Annotated in this window: 24 protein-coding genes and 2 pseudogenes; 6 read left to right on the forward strand and 20 right to left on the reverse strand. The window is 58.3% G+C overall.

The window, feature by feature from the left end; all coding sequences use genetic code 11:
- Positions 1-30: 30 nt before the first annotated feature.
- Entirely contained in the window at positions 31-1,473 is a 1,443-nt protein-coding gene (locus AX729_RS41530; protein WP_057196791.1) for a calcium-binding protein, read from the reverse strand.
- 292 nt (positions 1,474-1,765) lie between these two features.
- On the opposite strand from AX729_RS41530, the gene AX729_RS20315 reads away from it, so the two are divergent.
- Positions 1,766-2,212: a DUF305 domain-containing protein gene (locus AX729_RS20315; RefSeq protein WP_230646625.1), complete on the forward strand. Its 447-nt coding sequence runs from the start codon at positions 1,766-1,768 to the stop codon at positions 2,210-2,212.
- Between the two features lie 96 nt (positions 2,213-2,308).
- Here the strand turns inward: AX729_RS20315 and AX729_RS20320 are convergent, their stop codons facing one another.
- The 13 genes from AX729_RS20320 to AX729_RS20380 form a co-directional block, all read right to left on the reverse strand.
- On the reverse strand, positions 2,309-2,983 hold the full coding sequence (locus AX729_RS20320; RefSeq protein WP_063817267.1) for a c-type cytochrome: 675 nt from the start codon (positions 2,981-2,983) through the stop codon (positions 2,309-2,311).
- An 11-nt stretch (positions 2,984-2,994) separates the two neighbouring features.
- Positions 2,995-3,729, reverse strand: a complete 735-nt coding sequence (locus tag AX729_RS20325) for a class I SAM-dependent methyltransferase (protein ID WP_057196790.1) — start codon at positions 3,727-3,729, stop codon at positions 2,995-2,997.
- Entirely contained in the window at positions 3,726-4,904 is a 1,179-nt protein-coding gene (locus tag AX729_RS20330; protein WP_057196847.1) for an OpgC family protein, read from the reverse strand. The genes AX729_RS20325 and AX729_RS20330 overlap by 4 nt, the downstream gene beginning before the upstream one ends.
- 123 nt (positions 4,905-5,027) lie before the next feature.
- On the reverse strand, positions 5,028-5,375 hold the full coding sequence (locus AX729_RS20335) for a four-helix bundle copper-binding protein (RefSeq protein ID WP_245325289.1): 348 nt from the start codon (positions 5,373-5,375) through the stop codon (positions 5,028-5,030).
- A 5-nt stretch (positions 5,376-5,380) separates the two neighbouring features.
- Complete coding sequence (locus tag AX729_RS20340) at positions 5,381-7,255, reverse strand: multicopper oxidase domain-containing protein (protein WP_057196789.1); 1,875 nt, start codon at positions 7,253-7,255, stop codon at positions 5,381-5,383.
- Entirely contained in the window at positions 7,252-7,938 is a 687-nt protein-coding gene (locus AX729_RS20345; RefSeq protein ID WP_082528978.1) for a GNAT family N-acetyltransferase, read from the reverse strand. The genes AX729_RS20340 and AX729_RS20345 overlap by 4 nt, the downstream gene beginning before the upstream one ends.
- Positions 7,935-8,726, reverse strand: coding sequence for an FkbM family methyltransferase (locus tag AX729_RS20350; RefSeq protein ID WP_245325290.1), 792 nt, complete (start codon positions 8,724-8,726; stop codon positions 7,935-7,937). Before AX729_RS20350 ends, AX729_RS20345 begins: the two co-directional genes overlap by 4 nt.
- A 285-nt stretch (positions 8,727-9,011) precedes the next feature.
- Positions 9,012-9,317: a copper-binding protein gene (locus AX729_RS20355; protein WP_057196844.1), complete on the reverse strand. Its 306-nt coding sequence runs from the start codon at positions 9,315-9,317 to the stop codon at positions 9,012-9,014.
- Positions 9,318-9,407: 90 nt separating this feature from the next.
- Positions 9,408-9,698, reverse strand: a complete 291-nt coding sequence (locus tag AX729_RS20360; RefSeq protein WP_061026167.1) for a copper-binding protein — start codon at positions 9,696-9,698, stop codon at positions 9,408-9,410.
- A gap of 38 nt (positions 9,699-9,736) precedes the next feature.
- Positions 9,737-10,222 (reverse strand): cupredoxin domain-containing protein, encoded by a 486-nt coding sequence (locus AX729_RS20365; protein WP_057198459.1) that lies wholly within the window; start codon positions 10,220-10,222, stop codon positions 9,737-9,739.
- A 49-nt stretch (positions 10,223-10,271) separates the two neighbouring features.
- Positions 10,272-11,645, reverse strand: coding sequence for a multicopper oxidase family protein (locus tag AX729_RS20370; RefSeq protein WP_057198441.1), 1,374 nt, complete (start codon positions 11,643-11,645; stop codon positions 10,272-10,274).
- Positions 11,646-11,659: 14 nt separating this feature from the next.
- Positions 11,660-13,102 carry a TolC family protein gene (locus tag AX729_RS20375; protein ID WP_057198443.1) on the reverse strand — a complete coding sequence of 481 codons (1,443 nt, stop codon included), beginning with the start codon at positions 13,100-13,102 and terminating at the stop codon, positions 11,660-11,662.
- Positions 13,103-13,395: 293 nt separating this feature from the next.
- Entirely contained in the window at positions 13,396-13,668 is a 273-nt protein-coding gene (locus AX729_RS20380; RefSeq protein WP_057198445.1) for a hypothetical protein, read from the reverse strand.
- A 1,284-nt stretch (positions 13,669-14,952) separates the two neighbouring features.
- Here AX729_RS20380 and AX729_RS20385 point away from each other — a divergent pair.
- Positions 14,953-15,870: an NAD(P)/FAD-dependent oxidoreductase gene (locus AX729_RS20385; protein WP_057198447.1), complete on the forward strand. Its 918-nt coding sequence runs from the start codon at positions 14,953-14,955 to the stop codon at positions 15,868-15,870.
- Positions 15,871-15,904: 34 nt separating this feature from the next.
- Here the strand turns inward: AX729_RS20385 and AX729_RS20390 are convergent, their stop codons facing one another.
- A complete protein-coding gene (locus AX729_RS20390; RefSeq protein WP_057198449.1) occupies positions 15,905-16,159 on the reverse strand; it encodes a PilZ domain-containing protein in 255 nt (84 codons plus the stop codon).
- Between the two features lie 484 nt (positions 16,160-16,643).
- On the opposite strand from AX729_RS20390, the gene AX729_RS39780 reads away from it, so the two are divergent.
- Positions 16,644-16,802, forward strand: a complete 159-nt coding sequence (locus tag AX729_RS39780) for a hypothetical protein (protein ID WP_156402839.1) — start codon at positions 16,644-16,646, stop codon at positions 16,800-16,802.
- Positions 16,803-16,880: 78 nt separating this feature from the next.
- Here AX729_RS39780 and AX729_RS20400 read toward each other — a convergent pair whose 3' ends face one another.
- The gene (locus AX729_RS20400) at positions 16,881-17,621 is read right to left on the reverse strand and encodes a flagellar hook-basal body complex protein (RefSeq protein ID WP_057198461.1); all 741 of its coding nucleotides are present in this window, start codon (positions 17,619-17,621) and stop codon (positions 16,881-16,883) included.
- Between the two features lie 150 nt (positions 17,622-17,771).
- Entirely contained in the window at positions 17,772-19,028 is a 1,257-nt protein-coding gene (locus tag AX729_RS20405) for a tetratricopeptide repeat protein (RefSeq protein WP_057198453.1), read from the reverse strand.
- Positions 19,029-19,258: 230 nt separating this feature from the next.
- On the opposite strand from AX729_RS20405, the gene AX729_RS20410 reads away from it, so the two are divergent.
- Together AX729_RS20410 and AX729_RS41160 are read left to right on the forward strand one after the other, a co-directional pair.
- Positions 19,259-19,522, forward strand: coding sequence for a flagellar biosynthetic protein FliQ (locus AX729_RS20410; RefSeq protein ID WP_057198455.1), 264 nt, complete (start codon positions 19,259-19,261; stop codon positions 19,520-19,522).
- A gap of 168 nt (positions 19,523-19,690) precedes the next feature.
- Positions 19,691-19,862, forward strand: a pseudogene (locus AX729_RS41160) (IS5/IS1182 family transposase); the annotation flags it as partial.
- 33 nt (positions 19,863-19,895) lie between these two features.
- On the opposite strand, the gene AX729_RS20415 reads toward AX729_RS41160, so the two are convergent.
- Positions 19,896-21,059 carry a CadC-family transcriptional regulator gene (locus AX729_RS20415; RefSeq protein ID WP_197433633.1) on the reverse strand — a complete coding sequence of 388 codons (1,164 nt, stop codon included), beginning with the start codon at positions 21,057-21,059 and terminating at the stop codon, positions 19,896-19,898.
- A 44-nt stretch (positions 21,060-21,103) separates the two neighbouring features.
- Entirely contained in the window at positions 21,104-21,472 is a 369-nt protein-coding gene (locus AX729_RS40550; protein WP_230646863.1) for an adenylate/guanylate cyclase domain-containing protein, read from the reverse strand.
- 409 nt (positions 21,473-21,881) lie between these two features.
- On the opposite strand from AX729_RS40550, the pseudogene AX729_RS20420 reads away from it, so the two are divergent.
- Positions 21,882-22,191: pseudogene (locus AX729_RS20420) on the forward strand (transposase); the annotation flags it as partial.
- A gap of 70 nt (positions 22,192-22,261) precedes the next feature.
- Here AX729_RS20420 and tnpC read toward each other — a convergent pair.
- On the reverse strand, positions 22,262-22,822 hold a 561-nt coding region (gene tnpC / locus AX729_RS38770; RefSeq protein ID WP_156457091.1), incomplete at its 5' end, for an IS66 family transposase.

Consider the following 22,822-nt stretch of genomic DNA (forward strand, 5'->3'; position numbering starts at 1 on the left):
CACGAGCGACGTGAGGGGAGGAGGAAGGCCTCACGCCATCGGCCAATCGGGGTGCCCATTCTGAAACAGCATGCGGCTTCCTTCCGTGCTGATTTGGGGGTCAGGAACAAACGCCCCGCCTTCGACGGCGTTGAACATGAAATCATCCTGAGCCATCTGGCCTTTGGCGATGCCTTCCAGGAAAATTGATCCATCGCCCCATGCGACGAGCACGCCTGTATGAGCATCTCCGTGATTCGAGGCAGAATCCGCCACATTGACTTCGTTTGGCATGATGTCGGTGAATGCGATGTGATCGAACGCTCCGGGACCTGGATCAAAGCCACCCACCACAACATCATTACCGCTGCCATGCGCGACAATGAACGCGTCGGCTCCGGCCCCGCCGCTATAGACGTCGTTGCCCGCGCCACCATCCAGCATGTCGTGCCCCGCACCTCCGCTGAGATAATCGTTACCGGCTCCGCCCATCAAGTTGTCGCCCATGGCGCCGCCGTAGAGCTTGTCGTTCCCATCACCGCCGCGCAGGTCGTCCTGTCCAGATCCTCCGACGAGGGTGTCATTACCGGCCCCGCCGTCGAGGTGATTGTCGCCCGCACCGCCAGACAGATAATCGTTGCCGCCCAGACCAAAGTAAAAATCGTTCTTGGCGGTGCCAAGAAGCATGTCATTTTGAGCGTCAGTTCCGAATTTCACGTTGTTGTCGTCAAAAGAACTGGTGAATGACGCATTGGTGGGCGCGCCAGTCGGACCTGGGCCGGCCTCGTTGCCGCCGGTCGTGCCTAAGTGCTCAGCGGAGAAACGATCAGAATGCGCATCCGCCGGATTGAGCAGGTGGCGGTCGTCGGTAAACATGAAGTCGTCCTGGGCCAGATCTTTCTTGTAGACGCCTTCCAACAGAACCGAACCATCTCCTTTGCCCGTATCCCAACTGATCAGGACACCGGCCTTGGTATCCGCAAAGCGCAGTTGCTCGGGTTCGAGATTCATGACTGCGATATGATCGAACATTCCGGGCCCGGCGCGGAAATCCTTGATGATATCGTTGCCGCTATCTGGGGAGATGACGAAGGCGTCGGCTCCCAGACCGCCGGTCAGCATGTCATTGCCCGGCCCGCCTTCCAGATCGCCGTGACCGGCGCCTTCGTTGAGAACATCATTGCCGGGACCGCCCATCAGCATGTCAGCTTGGTCCCCGCCAACCAGTCGGTCGTTGCCGGCACCGCCGACAAGATGATCGGCGCCCGCACCACCCGTGAGGACATCGTTGCCGGCTCCTCCGATCAAATCGTCATCCATGGACGCGCCGGATAGTTGATCGTTGCCGCCCCGACCGAATGTGATGTTCATGTCGCTGCTCGGGCCGGAAAAATGGTTTGAGCTGCCATCGCCGATATAGAGCTGATAGTCATCGAAGGTCTGAATTATCGCGTCATCGTTCCCGCGGTGATCGTTTTTATGGTTTCTGCTCATGCCGGTGCTCCAAATCTGTGCCCTGGAGCTGCAGCGACCGCCGCATCCTCCGCTCCGAGCCTGCAAACGACAGGTCTCTTCAAACGTTCCAAACGCCGCAGGCTAAACCAATTGTCGGCATTTTGCCGTTCGTAGCGACTAACTTCGAGATGCCCGTGCGAGGCGGAAGTTCCGATGAGGAGGACGAAATCCCGGGCTGAGCGCTGCCGAGGAGCGCCTGGGCTTCGCTTTGGAACCACGAGCACCATCGGATGGTTCACGCGGTGTCGAAACCCCCAATAAGGAACTTATGATGAAAAAGCTCGGTCAGTTCACATTCGCCGCGACGTTGTTGGTCTTGGGTGGCCTTCCGGCAGCGGCGCAGCAGGCACCTGCGTCGGGCGGATCCATGCAAGGTATGTCAGACAAGAGCATGCAGGGCATGTCGGATAAAAGCATGCAGGGCATGTCGGACAAGAACATGAACCCTTTCCAGAAGGACGCAATGTCGGCAATGGACAAGATGAACAAGTCCATGATGGAGGGCATGATGGACGCCGACCCCGAGATGGCGTGGATGAAGAGCATGGCCGCCCATCATCAGGGAGCGATTGATATGTCGGAGGCGCTTCTCAAGAACACAAAGGATACAGACACTGCCAAGGAAGCGCGCAAGACCCTCCAGCAGAATGAAAAGGATTTGAAAGAGCTTCAAGCAAAAATGAAGAAGGAAGAGAAGAAGGAGGATAAGAAAGGCTAGGTGAGCGGGCTCGTACAGGCCACGATCAGAGCCTCGTCCGAATGCGGTGCAAGCTTCTCACGTTGCTTGCACCGCTGCGAGAGTTGGGACGCTTGGTCAGTGCTGGTGCCCCGCCGGTTTGTTCGCTTCACCCATAGGCTTGTTTGCTTCGCTGGACGATTTGTTGGCTTCGCTCGTTGGCTTGTTAGCTTCGCCGGTCGATGCCTTGTTGGGCTTTTCGGGTCCACCTTGCGATTGCATATTGGGCATGTCTTGCATGTCATCGTCAGGTGGAGCTTTCGCGACGATGTCTTCGTACTGTGGGCCGGACATTCCCTTTAATTTCATGACGAACGCCACAACGTTCCAGATCGTATCGTCATCGTGGGTCCGCCCCCACGCCGGCATTCCCGTCATTTTGATTCCGTGCTTTGTCACCCAAAATATCGTCTTGGCATCCAAGCTCATTTGATAGAGATTCGGTGGCTTAGGATACAGCCCCTCGCCCAATTCGGTATCGGGTTTGCCGGGCGCCGAATGGCAGTTTACGCACATTGCGGCATACTGCCCGGCTCCCTTGAGTATCCGTTGCTCGTCGGATAGATTCGGTATGGTGAGAGACGTCGCGCGAGCCGCGATTGAGCGCTCGCGCGTGACCTCCATGATCTGTCGCGTAAGCGCCCAGTGGGGCGTATCGGCGCCAATGTCGTATGTGCCTGATGTGATAAACAAAACGGCTCCTATTGCAACGCCGATGACGAGCAGAGCCGCCGCAGTTAAGACTTTCCTCACTCCATCAATCCTTATCTTTGAGTTCTTCGCATCGGTTTAGCGCCGCTGCGCTTGTGGCCGGCCACTATGACCGAAACTCTGCCCGCGACGATCGAAAATGACCGATCATGCGCAAGCACTCGCAGGCCTGCTGGAGGCAGGCATTTGCGCCAGGTGTCATCAAAATGCGGCGCAACAGCGTCAGTTCCCCAAAGCAGGGCTGCAAAACCGAGCATCTTGCCCTCTCGGACTGAGGCCGGCCGGTCCAGCTCGACGACATGGAGACGACCGTCGGCGCGCAACAAGGGCGCAAGACCCCGCAGCAATGCAATTTTGTTTGCTGGCATGAGCCGATGCAGCGCGAAATTGCAGATGATCGTATCGAACGCCTCGTGCGTGAACGGAAGCGGCGCGTCTGCGGGCACTTCGATAAAGTTTACATTATTGAGGCCCTGGCGTCCCGCAGAGCGCGTGTACCGTTGACTTCCCTGCGGCTCGACCGCAACAAAGCAGACTTCGGGGTAATGGGTTGCGAAAGACAGAGCAAACGCAAAACTGTGCGGCCCGACGATAAGCACCTGCTTTGCACAATCGGAATCGAGCATAGGGTAAAAACGGCAGCACCACTCGACATCGGTGACGAGGGATCGCAGTATGCGATCATAGACAAGGCGCGCCGCGCTGACCCGGAGCTGAAAGACTGCGGTCTTCAGCCGTCCTGCGACTGCAGCCGGGATTGTCTGCCGTCTCGCAGCATGTTCGGTCATTGGATTGCGCCAGCGCTGGAGGGGCCTGGACCCGGAGAGTTATTCTTGGCCGGCCAAGATCTCAGCCAGGCGACAGCAGCTAGAAGGGCGATACCGCCGATGCTCACCGCGATCTGCATCAGCAAAGAATTGGAGATGAGTTCGAGCAAGAAATGAGCGACGAACGACAGGAAAATACCGACGCAGAAAACCTCCAGCGATCGGCGTCCGCAGAGCATCATCGGGCGAAGAAGCGGACTGCGAAGCCAGGGTCGGTCACGAGGGACCAGGCTGATCGTAAGAACAGCCAGCGCAATGAAATGCAGAAGACGTGACGGCGCAAGATTGGTTTTGTCGTCGATGGCCAAACCATCTGACAACCAGGCGAGGGCGGATGATTGCATACCCAGATTTTGCGGCAGTGCTACAATGAGTGCGAAAACGAGGTAAAGGATACAGAACCTCAGTACGGCCGGAGAGGTTAGCAACCAGTGTAATTGCTTCGCGCCGCCGAGAGCGCACCAGGCACCAAGCACGAACAGCAGCTGCCAGGCGAACGGATTGAAATACCAGACGCCCTCAGGCCAAGCGGGCAGATTCCAGCCTAAGAGGCGCGCAAAAACGTACAGGCTGAGCGAGCAAAAGAGCGTCGTGTTGGGCCTCGCCAACATCGCGCGGAGCACGACCGGAAAAACCGCCATCAGCACGATGTAAAGTGGCAGGACGTCCATGTTCAACGGCTTGAACTTTAGCAGCAATCCCGCAGTGAGGTATTCAATCGGATTGGCGATGAGACCGGCGACGTTGAATTCGTCCAAGAGGTGAGAATGACGGTAGGTTTGGGCGACCCAGCCGATGGCGGCGACGTAGACCACAAATAGGAGAATGTGCGCCACATAGAGCTGCCAGACGCGCCGCATCAGTTTGACTGCACCTGCCCAAAAGCCGTCACGGCGCATGGCTTTGGAGTAGGCCAAGGCCGCCGTGTAGCCGGAGATGAAGACAAAGAGATCGGCGGCGTCGCTAAAGCCATAGTTCCTGGTGGTTAGCCAAGCGACCGCATTGTTCGGGATGTGGTCGAGAAAGATCGTCCAGTTCGCCAGCCCGCGAAACAGATCAAGCCTCACGTCCCGGCCGTCGCCAGCCGGCGTCCTGCCAGCACGCACCTGCACCGCTCGTACCGGTATATTCGTCATGCAGTTCATCGCCGCGGTCGGCACGCAGATTTGGCACTGTGACGGCGAAAAGGATTGACGTTCATCGATGTGTTTACTCGCATTGCGGTGGGCGACATGTTTAGGGGATACGGCAGTCGATCGTCAGATCGCCATCGCCTGGCAGCTATCGGCACAGAAACGACAAGCCTCGGCACATTCGTCCATGCCGCCGACACGTTCGCATTCCCTCGCACACTCCGAGCAGATTGCCGCACATTCCTCGCAAAGTTGGCGGTGGTGAGGCGATCTCAACAGCATGAGGTGTGCGGCGGTGCGACACATCTCGGCACATGTCAAGATCAGCCGAATGTGCTTCGCCGCGACTCTATTCGCCTCTTCGGCCAGGCCGCGCTTCACGTCCGTGTCGAGGCAGGTCCGGTAGCAGCGCAGGCCGTCGTCGACGCAGGTCGACAAATCCTCGTCCATCAGCTTGGTCGAAGCGTTGTTCATCGTTCCTACCGCACGTCGAGAACCAGCATCAGCCCGCCGCCGCCATGCTGCTCCACGTTGTTATTGGCCGTGTGATGTGGAATGTGGCAGTGCACCAGCCACTTCCCGGGCTTTCGCGCCGTCCATACTACGTCGTAGCGCTGCCCCGGACCGACGTTGACGGTGTCGGCCTGATAGCGCGCGCTGTCCTTTAGGTTGACGCCATCGACCGCGACGACCTCGAACGGCCCGCCGTGAACATGCATCGGGTGCACGAAGTTGTTGTTGGTGCCGATGAAGCGGAGCTTGATGGTCTGGCCGACCTTCATGGCGACGGTGTCAGTCGACGGATAGGCCTTGCCGTTGATCGTGAAATAGTTCGGCAGTGCGCCTTCCATCAGCATGGCCGGATAGGTCAACCACTCCCGCTTCAGCCATTCCTGAAGCTGGATGGTGTAGTCCAGATCCGCCTTAATCTCCGTCGACGGATCCTTCGGCGAGATGAGCAGCGCACCGTAAAGCCCGAGCGCCTGCTGCCGGTCTGGATGATCGTGGCTATGGTAGAAATACGTGCCGCTCTGGCCCACCTCGAAGTCGTAGGTATAGGAGCCCCCTGGCGGCACCGGATCTTGCGTGATTTTTGCGGGTCCATCCATTTCGTTGGGGATGATCAGACCGTGCCAATGGATCGTCGTGCTCTCCGGCAGCGCGTTGCGGAGGTTGATCCGGACGTGATCGCCCTCCGTCAATTGCAGTCGTGGTCCCGGGACCTGCCGATTGTAGGCGTAGGCATCCACTGCGACGTCCGGGAGTATATTCCATCGGATGACGGACGCTTCGATATCGAAGACCTTGACGCCGTTCTCGATGCGCGGTTGAAGGATTTGATCTCCTTTGGCGTCTTTCGGCGCGACATATGTCACTTTCCTAGGCTTGACGGCCGCCATGTCTTTCATGGCTTCGCCCGGAAGGTCGAACGTGTTGATCATGCCAGGCGGCATGATGGAGGCATCGACGTCACGCAAGCTCAGCCGAAGATTGACCGAGAAGCCCGGCAGAACCATCCCCGAAATCAGCAGGAACGATGTCACGCCTGCGAGCGCCGCCAGTTGAGGCGTGGTGGCGTCGCTGGTCATCTGCTGTCCGGCTCCATGCCCCGCATGGCCCCCGGCGGCTGATGGAGCCTTTGCCTCCCCATGCCCTTCGTGACCCCGAGGACCGCCTTGCCCGCCCTCATCCCGCTCGGTCATCAGCCCGTGCTTGATCTTTTTCTTCACCATCCAGACGTTAAACGGATGGGCGGTTGCAAATCCGACCATGACGCCGAGCGACATCACGGCCCAGAAGATCAATTCGAGCGGGTCCATTGCGCGCATGTCGCGGCCCATCATCAGCAGGCTCATCGTTGGCGCCATGCCCGCCATCATGGCGTTCATGCTGATAAATTCGGGCATAAAACTCTTGCGGACGTTTTCCCAGTAGGTCCCGCCCATCATCTTTTTCATGAACAGGGATTGGAAAATGAACAGTCCGAAAGAGAAGCCGGCGATGTATTCGACGATCAGGTCGATCCACATCGGCAATCCCAGAGAGGCTGTGACGGCCGCCGCCAGGATGATTCCGGTCGCATCGCCAGCGACACAATGGATCGTGCTGCCGATGCCCTGTTTCCACAGCGGCGAGGTGAAATGCTCATGCTCGCCCGGACGCGGCTCTTTGTCGGCAAGCACGTAGAGCAACAGTCCGAACGGGCCCATATAGAGCGTGACGAGGATGAAGCCCCACTTCATCACCGTCGGTTCGGGATTGCCGTTGAATTGATCGAAGGCGACGTATGCGGTGGACGCAAAAGCGAGCCCGAACCAGGCGATCAGGAAATAGTCATAGGGAAGAGCGATCATGGGTGATCCTCGTCTTGGAAAGCGGGCACATCGGGGACAGTACGTAGCGGCAGCTTCATGAGCAAACTTCCGCCCTCGTGTGGCAAATCGATGTGCCATGGAATCGGGGCGCGGCCGCGTTGACGAAAGCCAAACCTTCGATAGAAGGCGACGGCACCGTGATTGTCCGCCCATACATGAAGCGTTAGAGAGGCGTGCCCCTGGCGTCTTGCGTCGCGGACGACCGCCTTCAACAGAGCGGTTCCGACGCCCTCACGACGATGGTCGGGGCCGACGCAGATGTTGTTGAGGAGATAGCTTTTCCAATCGTTCAGCTCGAACCGGGGCTTGAGCAGAACATCGCGAGAGGTCGGACTGCGGACGGGATACTCGTTGTGAATGAGGCCCGCCGGAAATGCATTGGCCATTCCCACAACGGCATTGCCGGCGACGGCGACCACACATCGTTCGAATGAGTAGATGCCGCCGGGTTCGCAGACCATCTCATGATAAACATCCAGTGCAGCCGCACTTTGACTGAGCCCTCCCAGAATAAATTGAAGAACGTCCCCGCCAGCTGCATGAGCCAGCAGTGCGATCGCTGCAGCGTCGGAGATGCGCGCCTTCCGCACGCAAAAAGGGTGGCGTGGCCCGGCATGGTTGGCATAGGGCGGGTGCAAGCGGCCTTGGTCCGGCCCGGTCATTTGGGTGGCCAGCTTGCGGAAAGAAGCCTCTTGCTCCAGTGTTCGCTCGAGGTCGCGAAGACGTTGTATCCGACCCAGCTATGCTTCTTCATTCGTGCAAGACCCTTGAGTTGATCAAGCTGCATGAAGACGCCATTGTCCTCGTCGAAGATAAAACGCTCGAGCGAAGTCTGTTCCGCCAGATAGCGCGACACGGCATGCGTCTTATCAGAACCATGCTCTTCGCAAATCACGAGGCAATCACCCGCGAGCAAACCGCGCGCGCCGCGCAACGCCTCGATCTCGACGCCTTCGACGTCCAACTTGATGACAAGCGGAACAGACGCGTCGATCAGCCCGGCCTCGGCTAATCCGTCAAGCGACACTGTCTCGACGCACCCCGGCTCTGCTCGTGCGAGCGGAACGGTTGCGAACTTTTCATGTCTAGCGCCGTGAATACGGACAAAGTCGCCGCTTCGGCCTGCGAGGGCGGCATGCAAGTAGCGAAAGCGATTCCCATTCAGTTCTGCATTGCGCTTGAGCTGCCCAAGATTCGGTCCGGATGCTTCGATTGCAATCGCCTGTTGCACACCAAAAGCGCGGCTCGACGCAAGGATCGACCAATAGCCAAAATTGGCACCGCAATCTACAAAGGTATAGCGATCATGGCGTGCGACACGTAAAAGCGCTTCGATCTCTTGTTCGTAGTGATAGCTGCAATTAAGTAGCCTGCTCCAATACGCATCGCAGAATGGCATGGCAAACAGCGCATCCTCATTCAATCGCACAAGGAGTTCGCGCGGCGCCATGATTGACCCAACCACTCGGCACCCGATGCCATAACCTCGGTGCCCGACAGGCTTCGTGGCTGCGGATCCCGCCCGCAACGCGGCGATAGCGGCACGAACAAGCGAGCTCGCGCCCGTGAGTTGGCCCCTGGCGCGATCAAATAAAAGCGGTTCGGGCTGTTCTCGAGCAAGCGTTCCTGAACTGGCCGTCGAAGGTGGCATCGCTGCTCCTGTCAAAGGAATGGAGACGCACGCATGTGACCAAGGTCGGTGCCGCATCCGTTACGGCGCGGCACCGCCAACTCCTCATTTGGCCTTTTGCAGCTTGGTGATGGTGATGCCTCCTGAGGCCCGTTCGGCTTCGAACTGGACCTTATCGCCGACCTTCACCTGCTTGAGCATCGACGAATCCTGGACACGGAACACCATCGTCATGCCATCATCGTCCATATCGAGGTTCTTGATGGGACCATGCTTGAGCGTGATTTTTCCAGCGGCTTCATCAATCTTCTTGACTTCGCCGTTGACCATCGCGGTCTGCGCGAATGCGACGGTGGACGACCATGCGAGCGTCAGCGCAAGCGCGGTCATTGCGAGCTTGTTCCGTTTCATCTTCAATTTCCCTTCGTTTGTTTTGGTCGGCATTGCCGTTTGATGCCGCCCCGCTTCGTTTAGCGCCGCGTTAGCGAACGCAAGTTCTGGTCATTTAGCCTTCTGCATCTTCGTGATAGTCACTCCCTCCGGGGCCCGCTCGGCTTCGAACCTGACCTTGTCGCCAACCTTCAAGTTCTTCAGCATGCCGGGATCGCTCACGCGCAGCACCATGGTCATTGCGTCCATTTCAAGGTTTTTGATCGCCCCGTGCTTGAGAGTGATTTTGCCGGCGGCAGCATCGATATTCTTGACCTCGCCCTTGACCACGGGGTTGTCAGCGAATGCCGACCCGAAAGGGACGATCAAGGTCAGGAGAACGGCAATCTTCAGGCTTCTCATGTGAACTCCAATTCTTATGGGATTGAAATCACGTAGGATTACTTCACGGTCACGGTGCCGACCATGCCAGAGTCCCTATGGCCGGGAATCAGACACGAATACTCGAACTCGCCGGCTTTGGTAAACTTCCAGACCATCTCGTTGGCCTTTTTTGGCGCGAGCCGCTTTGCGTTCGGATCATCGTGCTCCATGTCGGGGTTCTTCTTCATGGCTTCGGCGTGCTTGAGGTTCTCGGCGGTCGTGGCAAGCACGAATTCATGTTCGAGTTCACCGTTGTTGCGCAGGACGAACTTGATCTGTTCGCCCTTTTTCACATCGATCTTCGTCGGCATGAACATCATCTTGCCGTCCATCTCGCCCATCGTGACCTGCACGGCGCGGGCCGGCTTCTGAGGATCGCCGGGTTCGCCGGCCGAAAACGATTCGTCGTGGCTGTGGCCCTTAGGACCTTCGCCTGCCCAAGCGGTTGCGGAGATGGACGTCACCGCGGCGAAAGCGATCAAAGTGAGCGTTGCGTGTTTCATGATCTTGTTCCCCGTGTTGTTGGTTGAAGCGGCCTTGTTTCCCAAAAAACTACATGCCTTTCATTCCCTTCATGCCTTTCATAGCCTTCATGTCGCCCTCTTTCGGAGCCCCCGCTGGCTTGTCCTTGCGAACAGGGGGCTGCGACGGCGCGTCGACCTCATAGGAGACGGTACCGGCGGGATATTTGTAGGGGCCCGGATCCTTGTAATCGTCACGCGCCAAGTCTTCACGTATCTTCATGACCGTGAACATGCCGCCCATCTCGATCGGACCGAATTGACCGGAGCCGGTCATCATCATCAAGGTGTTATCGGGCATCGGCATCTCCATTTCGCCCATTGCCATGCCGGTCGATCCCATCACCATCGCATCTGGCGCGAGCTTTCCGACGGCTCTTGCGAGATCCTTTTTCGACACACCGATCAAATTGCGCACATCGTGCCCCATCGCATTCATGGTGTGGTGCGACTTGTGGCAGTGAAATGCCCAGTCACCGGGATTGTCGGCGACAACATCAAAAGCGCGGATGGCACCGACCGGTACGTCGATCGTCGTTTCCGGCCACTGCGCGCTTTCCGGCACCCAGCCTCCGTCGGTGCAGCTTACGGCAAAGCTATGTCCGTGAAGGTGGATGGGATGGTTCGTCATGGTGAGGTTGCCGATGCGAACCCGCACTTTGTCGTTCAGCCGGACGGCCAGCGGATCGATGCCCGGAAACACACGGCTGTTCCAGGTCCACATATTGAAGTCGGTCATCTCCGTGATCTTCGGCAGGTACGTGCCGGGATCGACGAGATAGGTGCTCATGATGAACACGAAGTCGCGATCGACTGGGCGGAAACTGGGATCGCGTGGATGCACGACGATCATCCCCATCATGCCCATCGCCATCTGGACCATTTCGTCCGAGTGCGGATGATACATAAACGTCCCGCTGTGCTTCATCTGGAATTCGTAGACAAAGGTTTTGCCCGGCGGAATGTGGGGCTGATTGAGCCCGCCGACGCCGTCCATGCCGTTGGGCAAAAGCACGCCATGCCAATGAATGGTCGTCTGTTCCGGGAGTTTGTTGGTGACGAAAATGCGCAGTTTGTCGCCCTCGACCGCCTCGATGGTGGGGCCGGGGGATTGACCGTTATAGCCCCACAAATGAACCTTCATCCCTTCGGCAAATTCCCGAACGACCGGCTCGGCGACGAGATGGAATTCCTTCCAATCGCCGTTCATGCGCCAAGGCAGCGTCCAGCCGTTGAGAGTGACGACCGGATTGTAATCGGGTCCACTCGAGGGACGCAGCGGCGGCTGCATCACGGCTTTGTCCATGGTCGGCGCTTCGGGAATGCTCGCGGCCTGAACCCGCCCGCTGACAGCGCTTGCGCTGATCGCGGCGGTAGCTGTCAAAAGACCTCTTCGGGATAGCATGACTGTGTCTCCACTCAGTTGGTAGCTGCGTTCGCTTGCGTGATAGAAGGACGTGTCTGCCGACGCGTCTCTGCGCTGCCCCCACCATTGACGGCCGTTTGTAGTTCGGCCTTTGCCAGCCAAAACTCTCGTTTGGCTTCAATCGCGGCCCGCATCGCCACCAGCCGCTGGCGGGCCTCTTGCAGAACCGTGAAAATATCGACCTGCATGCTCGAAAAGCGGAGCTGCATCTCGTCTGAGATGATTTTCCGGAGCGGCAAGACTTCGCGTTGATAATGGCCCGCGATATCGTAACTCGATCGATAGACTCGATAGGCCTCTCGCGCCTCGGAGCGGACGTTGACAGCTTTTTCCGTCACCAAATTAAACGCTTCATTGTAGGTTTCGAGCGCGCGTCGAACACGAACCTCGCCGCCGTCGAAGATCGGAATCTGGAACTGCACGTCAAAGCCACGTTCCCGGAACGGAGTTCCGTCGGGATCACGCGTCTTGCGGTCGATGCCTGCAGCATCAAGAACCGTGATGAACCGTGTCGCATTCGTCAGCGCAAGGGACTTTGCCAGAGCAGCCAGCTCGATCCGCGCAATTTGGAGATCGAGACGATGGGTGACCGCATCAACTTCGATAAAGGGCAGAGACAAGGGCCGCGCTGGTAAGATAGGTAGCTTACCCGGCAGGTGGAAGCCCAAATCGCCGTCCCACAATCCCAGGAGGCGCACCAGGCGTTCGCGCGAGGATGTTGCCTCCTGGCGAAGAGTTGCCAACTCTGCCGCAGTTTCGGCATAGAACGCCTGTTCCCGGGCCTGGTCGAGCTTGTTCATCGCGCCGGTCTGGCCGAGTTTGAGCGCGAGCTGCGCGGTTGCCTCAGCCGTAGATTTCGCCTCGGTGAACAAACCGACGAGTTCATTGGCGGCGAGCGCCCGATAATAGGCTCGTCTGACCTCCGCCGCGAGCCTGAGCGTTTCTTCGGCGGCCCGCAGTTGCGCGGCCTGAAAACGTTGGCGAGCGATTTCGGAACGGAACGGTAGTGTCGCGAGCGCCAGTATATCGCCGACGATCTGGCGCTCGATTTCGAGCGCTCCATCGCCCGCTATCCGCGTAATCGAGAAGGTTGGATTAGGAGGCAGACTGTCCTGAACAAGATCCGCCTCTGCGATCGCAAGTTCATTGTAGGCTGCCTGCAATCCGCGATTGTTCAATAAGGCGATCTGAACGGCGGTGTCCACGGTCAGGCCGCGTCGCAACAGCCGGCGCACGTTGTCGTGTGCCCATTCTGCGTCTTGCGGCGTGCGGATCGCAACGACGTCTTTCTTGATGGTGCCCTGCGCCACGTCTGCAACGACAGACATGCCGGCATCCGGGGAAAAGGCCGCGCATCCGGAAAGCAGCGCGGCTGCGAACGCCGCCAGCATCGGCATCGCACGACGGATAAGTATCGCATTTGATCGTTTAAACATCGCGCTTCTCCTATTGAGCCCGCTTCGGCGCTGGCGCGACTTGTTGGTTCTGCTCCTGCCAGCCCTTCGGTGCGGCCGGGCGAAGATGCGTGTAAGGCGCAACGGTTGAGCGGTAGCCTACCGGCGCGACGGGCACCGCCGGATCGGCCGGATCTGCTCCGACGAGCAGATAGGATCCCGGAGTACATCCCGCCAACGCCATAACGCTCAGAGCCAGGCTTGCGGCTGCCAATCGTTGCCACGTCATCCTGCTCGCGCGTCTGATCGTCCAGGCCGCGCGCACTGTTCCCCCATTACGCATCTTTTTTCCTCGTTGCCTCGCTTGGAACCGAACATGCAGCCCGTGCCAGGCTGTCACTTTGGGCGGGTGTGCTTTGAGCCAGCATGATTCGACTGTCAGGCGATGTCAGCCGCCCCTCCTGCGAAACCAGTCCTACGCGCAAAGGAATGGCGCACCCCGAGAGGCCGCCTCCGATCAGCAGCATTTGCGCAGACCTGAGCACGAATTTACGTAAGCGAGCCGCGTTCGCCATGCCGGCGAACGGCGCCTCCAATTCGGCGGCCATCTAATTCTCCCAAACCATTGATGCACGACTGCGAGGCGCGCCCCTCGGGCTCGCTACGCGAGTTTCGAACCGCAGTTCAGGCGATTGGCGGTCGATAAAGCGGCTTGGAGGGTTTGTTCCCCAGAACTTGCACAACTAAAGCTTGATGCGTCGTTGTGAGGACAGCGGGGCGGCCGACGTCGGGCATGGCTGCAGGCAAGGCGCTCACGCAGGACAAGCCACAGCATTGGTTGCTGCGATGCCTGTGCGTATCGTCGGAACCGTGGTCCCCCGCAGATAGTTCGTCCGCCGCATCCGCTACAGCAGACATTTTTCCGTCGCTTTCCTGCTGAGCAGGATCGGCATCAACGTGATGAACACCGGCGGATGGAACCGGATGAATGTGGGAGGCACTAGAGCTATGATTGTCCTGGACAAGACAAGCGACGCTTTTTCCGCTCCCAAGAGTTAACGTGAGAGCTGGGGACATGACGCAAATCAGATAAAAAGCCGCGAGCAGCCAAGCTGCCCTTGCTCGCAAAGATCTGGTCACAAGCGTCAGCATCGTCGCCGCTTCGTCCACCAAACGGTTCTGTTAGACTACCTTCCCGGAATATCTGCACCAAAATATAGTTCATGCCAAGCTGGACGAAACCGAAAATTAAAGTTTTTGGCTTGGTGTGGCTTGTCGGTTAAACGGTCCGCTCGCACGGCGGTCGCTCACCTCAGGCCGTCTGAGTTGTCCCAATGGGCGCCAATATCCGTAAAGCGCATGATCGAGGGCCTTGGATCGTCGTTTGACTAATCAGTTATCTACGGAGCGGGAGCTCTGGAAGGTTTCCAAAGAATAGCACCCACATACTTGCCGCGGGGCAGGAGACGAAATGCTCAGCCCGCCGAACGAGGTGTTCAAAAATCGAGCAAGCATGATAAAGAATTAATCTGGCTGGGCTTTCGTAGCCCGGCAAACTTCGGCAGAACGCCTCCTGCTGGAGCGGGGATCGCACAACCCCGGATCGTGGTGGGTGGGGCACAAGACCGCTCGAAGTCGCGGCCGCGCCCACCATGATTGATCTCAGAATCATCCTCCTTTCTAAACGGATACTGCGTGGCTTTACTGCGAAAAAAACAATATCGGGCGCACGCTGACGATCATCGTGCTGGCAAGCCAGATCTTCATATAGCAACGACGATGTTCCCTATGTTTGCGATGCTCGGCAGCGGTATGTTCGACCTGATATGGTTGAGGTTGTGTCGAACAACTGAGATCCGGCCCGTGTCATCCTCCAGCGCACCTCGTGCAATATGACCGGCCCGTTGCTTGATTGCATCGTCGTCGGTGGCGGTCCGGCCGGGCTGACTGCTGCACTTTATCTGGCGCGATTTCGACGCAGGGTCTGCGTGATTGACGCGGGCGAAAGCCGAGCCGCATGGATTCCGGTTTCACATAATCAGCCGCTTTTCCCTGCCGGCATCAGCGGCACAGAGATTTTGGGGCGCATGAGAGAGCATCTCACGTCTTTGGGCAGCGAAATCCTAGCCGACAAGGCGATCGCTCTTGCGCGGATCGACCAGGGATTTCTGGTCGAACTCGCCAAAGAAGCTGCAGCGGCGCGGACGCTTCTTTTGGCAACGGGCGTTGTCAATCACCAGCCTGACATGGGTGCGCAGATCCACCGCGATGCCGTTGCAGCCGGACTTATCCGCTATTGTCCCATTTGCGACGGCTTTGAAGCCAAAGACCAAAAAATTGTCGTATTGGGCAGGGGGCCCCACGGCGTACGCGAGGCGTTGTTTCTGCGCACGTACAGCCAGGATGTAACGCTCTTTTGTGATCCTTCAGCAATAGATGACCGCAGTTCGACACAGCTTGCAGCCGCAGGCATTTCGCTCATCAAACAGCCCGTCGCTTGCCTGACCGTCGATCAAGCCAAAATACTCATCCAAACCGCGTCCGGCGCGCGCCTCCGGTTCGACACCCTCTATCCGGCGTTGGGCTCCAGCAGCAACACGGACCTGTTTTTGTCTTTGGGAGGTTCTCTCTCAAGTCAGGGATGCATTCCCGTCGATTCGCATCAGATGACGAATGTGGAGGGTCTTTACGCTGCCGGAGACGTGGTGCAGGGCCTCGATCAGATCAGCGTCGCCTGCGGCCAAGCCGCCATCGCCGCAACTGCCATCCATAATCGGCTACGCGATCTTGACGGCTTCGGCGATCCCTAGGATTAAGGAAGATCGACGGCCTTGGCAACCTCCATCACTTCGCTCCAGGCTGGAAGCGAGCGCCGATGCGCGTTGCTTTCCGCCAGACCAGATGGCACTGATAACGGCCTCCATCCCGATCGATGACCAGCTCGAACTTGTCGGGTATGTCGAGCGAGCTCTCAACGTCGAGTGCGGCCCCTCGCGAGGACATGTTGCGGACAACACAGCTGATGGCACCACCATTGCCAAATCTAATGGTTGCGGCCTTCAACACGCGGGATCGAAATTCGTCGCGCTTTTCGTCCATCGCGTAAAACCAGCTGTCACGTGCTCCTAAGCTGGAACTTTCTCCTAAAATTCATTCCTCTGCAAGTTCCGTCTTTTTGCAATGCGGAAAAAAGGTTGTCCGCTGCGCCGACGTTAACCTTTGTTTCGCTCAAGCCAGGAACCGGCGCAGCCCTCGATTGCTTACAATGCCATACGTTATGTAGGAGATCCGATCATGTCCGTGTTCCACAAATCATCGCAGCGCTTGGCAATCGCCAGCCTCTTCGCAATGACGATTGCAACCTCGGCATCCGCGGCCCCGTTGGCACCGAATTCGCCAGCCGCCTTGGCGTTTGGACAAACTGCGGCGAGCCAATATGCGCAGCCGGTCCACCTTGTCTGCGATGACTATGGCAGATGCTATCGGTCACGCCGCTATGTTCGAACTCCTTATTATAGTGGCGGTTACTATCCGGGCAGTTACGTTTATGCGCCCGGCTTCGGCTTCGGCGGACATCATTACGATGGCGGCCATGGTTTTGGCGGTCATGGATTTGCTGACCACGGATTCGGAGGCCACGGATTCGGAGGTCACGGGTTTGGAGGTCACGGGTTTGGAGGCGGGTTTGGCGGACACGGCGGCGGTCACCACGACTGAATTGGTGCGCGGTCACTCGGAGTAGGCGAGTGAGCAATGAGTATGGAGACTTCAGCGTGAACGGGGTCGGGCGAAGCTCACAGACGGGCCGGAGTGGAGACACTCACTCCGGCACGTTGCTGAGCTTATTGAGATCGTCCGGGTCTTGGGAGCTTTTCAGAAGTTTTCCGACCATCTCGTAGGAGCGTGTAATTTCAGCCAGGCGGCTCATTTCCCGCGCGGTGGCGACGTTGGATTGTTCGAGGGCGCCGCTGACGAGGGTCACTTGGCCGAAGCCAAGCTCGATCGGCGGTTGGTCGGTTCGCAGCAGACTTTCGCCGGCCGGTTGCAGGCGCTCCCGGTCTGCAAATCTAACCAGGCGAAGCTGACCCAAAATGGCTCGCTTGGTGCTAACGATACCATCGCTGGCAATGCTGACCTCGCCGTCTTTCGAGGGAATTTGGATTGGGCCGCTCTTGCCCAAAATCGGTTGGCCCGCAAGGGTGACGATCTGTCCTGAACTGTCGATCGTCAGGGCGCCGGCTCGTGTATAGCGATCACCTTGCGCGGTTCGAACAACCAAATACCCCTCGCCTTGAATGGTCACATCAAGTGGGTTGCCGGTTGGCTGGAGCGCGCCCTGACTGGAACTTCCGAACTGGAAGCGCGGATCGACCAGGGATAGCGGACGCTCCCTTTTGCCTGTCTCATCGACTCCTTTTTCGGGCTTCAGATATTCCCGAAACGCCAGCTCGCGCGCCCGAAATCCTGTGCTGTTCGAATTGGCAACATTGTGGGCGACGACGTCAAGCTTGCGTTCAAGCGCGATCAGACGTGAGAGGTGAATAAGCGTGGTTTCGCCCATGTCCCCGACCCCACTTAGCCGAATCAGGCTCACACAATGTCAAGAAGCGCTGGACACTGCAATAGATAGACGTCTTCTGCAAAGCAGGCGCGCCCACACTTGAAGGGCACGAACGGGTCTGAACGCAGCCGCCTCATTTCCATCGAGCCATTAACGGCCGGCAAGTTGAAGTTCCGACTGCGCCGCGCTGAAGACGGCATCGAATGCCCGGCACTTGGTCACCACCCGTTGCAGCAGCTCTTTCGACCGTGTTGAATCGCCCCGATGACCTTCATAATCGCCGACGAAGAAATCGGCTTCGCACCCGTGCTTGCCCGTATCGTCGTTTGTCGCCAGGGCGGCGGAGACGACTTGTTCCGCGTCAGATGTGCCGAGGTAGAGATCGACCACTTTGCTGGGCCAAAGGTCCCGTTTAAGCTTGGCGGCATTTTCTGCAAATTCGTCATCGTCCCGATCGTGGGCATGCAAGCGGGCGATGTGAAGCCAGATGACGGAGTAGGGATTGAGCGGCCGCAAGCGCACCGCCACTTTGAAATCTTCGATGCTGGCTTTGAAATCTTCAAGAAAAAGATGAGCTTTTCCGCGTCCCAGATAGAGCGCGGGGTGACCGGGATCGATCTTTAATGCGCGATCGAACTCATCAAGCGCTTCGCTGTAACGGCCGAGCGTTGAAAGCGCATTGGCGCGGTTCTCCTTGAACTTGACATCATTTGGCGAGAGAGCAATAGCGGTATCGAAATCGGCGAGAGCCTGTTCGGCCTCCCCATCGATGCTCATCAACACGCCGCGATTCTCATAGGCGTCAGCAAATTTCGGCTGCAGCATAATCGCTTGATTGAGGTCGCTGAGTGCTCTTGCACGATCGTTCTTCTGGATGTAAGCGACCGCCCGACTATAATAGAGCTTCGCTGCGTCGGGACGCTCTGCGATTGCCTGTCCGTATGTCTCTATGGCGCGATCGACTTGCCCAAGGCGCGCAAATGCGCCCGCCAAATTCATGAGAATGGTGGGGTCATGCGGGACGAGCTTTTGCGCGTAATGAAGATCTTCGATGGCCTGATCATACTGGCGTTCAGCAACCCAGATGAGGGCGCGATAGAGATACGAATTCGGAAACTCCGGCAACAGGACAATGGCTGAATCCAGATCGGACAGCGCTCGCCCCCTCACCTCCAGTTGCTCGTAACTGGCGCCCCGACCATAATAGAGCATTCCTCGTTGAGCCGCCGAAAGATTGCTCTCCAACAGGGCGCGATCAAAAAGCCCAATCGCGAGCGCAAATTGTCCACGCATCTTGGCCTCAAACGCCGCGCGGCCCAGCTCGAGCGTTGGCTCCTGAGCCGTCACCGGGCCGATCGTCAACAGACCAAGAATGAAAGGCATCAGGATGGCGAACAAACGCGACATGATGACAGCCTCGTGTGAACGTTCGCCAGCCTAGCACATTGGGCTGGTGGAAAAGGCGTCCAGCCGACCGGGATTTCATCGGAGACCGCATGCCGAAGCTCGCTCGGACCGGCCTCTCCCTTCCTGTATAGTAGCCTCGCAGCGGCCGTCCTGACCAGAGGCTTGTTAACCTTTCGTTAACCATTTCGGACCAAACAGAAACTGCTCAACTCATCCTGAGGGGATTCGCGATGACGGGCGCGGAAGTAATCGCTTCGGCCGAAGACGCTCTCTTTACCGTCGTTCTCGTGTCCGCCCCTCTGATGGTGGTGGGAACCATCGTCGGAGTTCTCGTGTCGCTCTTTCAAGCCCTGACGCAAATTCAGGAGCAAACGCTGATTTACGTTCCAAAGATCGTAGCCACGTTTCTCACGTTTCTCATTGCGCTCCCGTTCATGGCGGATGAATCTCATCGGCAGTTCTTGCGCGTGATGACGCGCATCTTGGCTCCCTAGATAAACGGCGGTCAACCCGATCCGCTTCACCGCAAAGCCGAGCGTCTCAAGAAACTCAACTAACGCGTCGGGTTCGCTTGTGACCTTCGCCTCCTTCAGAATTACCCTGGCATCCACAACGCACACGCTCGAGAGTTCCAATGACTTGGGAAGTTCCGTCGCGAGGAAGCGCTTGCCGTTACCCCCTATAAACAGTCGCGGGCGCTCAAATACCCGCGCGACAGCATCTCTACGCCCAACGCCACCTCGTAGCGTGCTGCTTCTCAAAACTCAAATCCGCGCATCGCAAAGCCGCTTCGAAGAGACAGCCCGAAATTACGTTGCGCTCGTCACCTTCGCACCATCTTATGGATGCGATATGTGTCCACACCACCTAGTCCGGCAGCCCCGCAGTCCGGAGGGCGCCCAGAAATTTTTCGCGATATTCCGCAGACCGGATCAGAAAAATCGCGGCAGCGCCCGACATCCGGAAGGAGGGATCGAATTCCAGCAGACGCCGGGCGGCCTTCCTGGCCTCCGGCAGATCTCCGAGCGCTACGCTGTTCACGATGTAGGATGCGAACGGCTGAAGGTGCGGTCGAATCTGAATGGCCTCCTTGGCAAGCTCGCACCCCTCCTCGAAACGGCCCTGAAACCAATGGCAGTGCGCAACGCCGGCCACGAAGAAAGGCTTGAGCGGATCGAGAGGGCTTAGCCGCATCACCTTCTCGAAGCTTTCGATCCCCCGCTCCGCGTCAGCCCGCATGACCGAAACCCAGCACCTTGCGAGCCATGCGACGGACAAGTTTGGATTCAGGGCGATCGCCTGCTCTACCAGCGAGGCCCCGCGGTCGTATTCGAGGCCGAGGTAGGTGAGGGCTTGGGCGGAGCGGGCCAGCACGAAGGCGTCCTGGTTAGCGAGTTTCAGGGCGGCATTGGCAAGCGCGGCGGCATCGGCGCGCATGCCCGCGTCCGCTATCGCACCGTACTGAGCTTGATCCACGAGGTAGATGTAAGCCGCCATCGCGTGAGCAGCGGCGTATAGCGGATCCTGCTCGATCGCCCGCTTGAACAGGCTCCTGGCCTCGGCGCCTTGCCCGCGACTAGCCAGCGCCAGTCCCTGCAGATAGGAATCGTAGCTGTCCGGTACGTTCGTAGGATTTTGCCGGACCCGCTCGATCTCCGCCTGTTCTATCTTCGGCGCGATCGAGGATACCACGCTCGTCGTTATCCGGTCCTGAAGCTCGAAGACGTCGGTCAATTCGCCGTCGATCCCGTCCGCCCAAAGATGGGCGCCGCTCGCCGCATCGATCAGCTGACCGGTGATGCGCACCCGGCCACCGGCCTTCCGGACGCTTCCTTCCAGCACGTAGCGCACGCCGAGTTCGCGGCCGACCCTTTTGATGTCGACCGCCTTTCCCTTGTAGGTAAAGCTCGAATTGCGGGCGATCACGAACAGGGAATTGAAGCGTGACAGCGCAGTGATGATGTCTTCCACCATGCCGTCGGCGAAATACTCCTGCTCGGGATCGCCGGACATATTCTGGAACGGCAGCACCGCGATGGAGGGCTTGTCGGGTAAAGCCAGAACCGCTGGCGCGGCTATGCCCGAACCGGATGTGCCATGGACGAAGCTCGATTGGTCAATTGAAGGCGCCAAGCCCGCATCGCATCGGCAATATTCTTGAGGTTCTGTGGTCCGAGGTCGTCACATGCGATGTCGACCTTGCCCCGGATCTGCCGATAGGTGTCATCCGAAATGCAAACCCCGCCAGGTTCGGCAAGACTCTCTAGGCGGGCAGCAATGTTGACGCCATCGCCGAAAATGTCGTTATTATCTAAAATGATGTCACCAACGTGAATGCCCATGCGAAATTCGATCCGTTGATCCTGCGGCACGGCGGTCTGCTCGGCCATGCTGCGCTGGACTTCAGTCGCACCGCGCACCGCATCGGCGCTGGCAAACTCCACCAGCGACCGTCGCCGGTCGTCTTAACGATCCGGCCACGATGGGAGGTTATAGCCGGCTCAACCAGGATGTTTCTGACAGCCTTTAGCCGGGCCAATGTGTCTTCCTCGTTGGCCCCCATCAGTCGGCTGTACCCAGCGACATCCGCCGCCAGCACCGCTGCCAGTCGCCGGTCCACACGCTCGGTCGTCAAAGAAACGCCCCCTAGATGATCCGCAAATTCGACCACACAATCAAAGCACGGGGGGCTATTCTTGGGCTAGGGGCAATGACGGTCATTTTCAACGGTTTCAGCGGAGATTGTCGGCTGGCTCATGTTTGCTTCTACTCGGTAAGCGTCCACCGGGGCCTGACCGGAAGCGTTGCGTCTGGCGCCTTTAGTTGATTCAAACTTCCAAACTGGCTCGAATCATGCGCTACAAACTCGCCGATTATGAATGGATTGCCGTCCAGCCCATGCAACCGATTAAGCCGCTTGGCGTCCCTCTAGTGAACGACCGTCGTGTCCTCAATGGCATCTTTTGGTTCTTGCGATCCGGCACCCTGGCGTGATCTGCCCGCGGCGTTTGGACCGTTACACCCCTTGCTACAACCGTTTCGTCCGCGGACGACGGGGTGGCGTCTGGGCCTGATCGTAGACGCACTTGCTGCAGCCCATGATGCCGCAGTCCGGATGATCGACACCTCGATTGCTTGCGCACATCAGCAGGGCGCCCGCATCGCGATCTAGCGCCAATCGATGGGAAGATCATGATTCGGCTTGACGATCAACAAATTCGTAAGCGTCGTTCTCAGGCCACGGCTTTGAGGTTTTGACGACAATAGGCCCACGGAAGCAGCTGATCGATGTCGTTGTTTAGATGGCCGGTGACGATCCTGGTGAAGGCGTCGGTCAGGTAAGTGAGCGGATCGACGTCGTTCAACTTACAGGTCTCGACCAGAGAGGCGATGATGGCCCAGTGCTCGGCGCCGCCGTCGGAGCCTGCGAACAGCGCATTTTTTCGGTTGAGCGTGATCGGACGGATCGAACGCTCGACAGCGTTGTTGTCGAGCTCGATACGGCCATCATCGATGAAGCGCGTCAGGCCCTCCCAGCGCGAGAGCGCATAGCGGATGGCCTCGGCGAGCTTGCCCTTCTGGCTGATCAGGGCGAGCTTTGTGTGGAGCCACTTTTGGAATCTATCGGCAAGCGGCCGGCTTTTCTGCTGCCGGACGAGGCGACGCTCCTCGGCGCTGCGGCCGCGGATGTCCTTCTCGATCGCGTAGAACTCGGCGATGTGCTTGAGCGCCTCGCTCGCGATGGGCGCCGTATAGCGCGACAATCTGGGTGGGAAGCGCGCGACAATCAGGAT

The sequence above is a fragment of the Bradyrhizobium sp. CCH5-F6 genome (genome assembly GCF_001556045.1).
Lineage (GTDB): Bacteria > Pseudomonadota > Alphaproteobacteria > Rhizobiales > Xanthobacteraceae > Bradyrhizobium.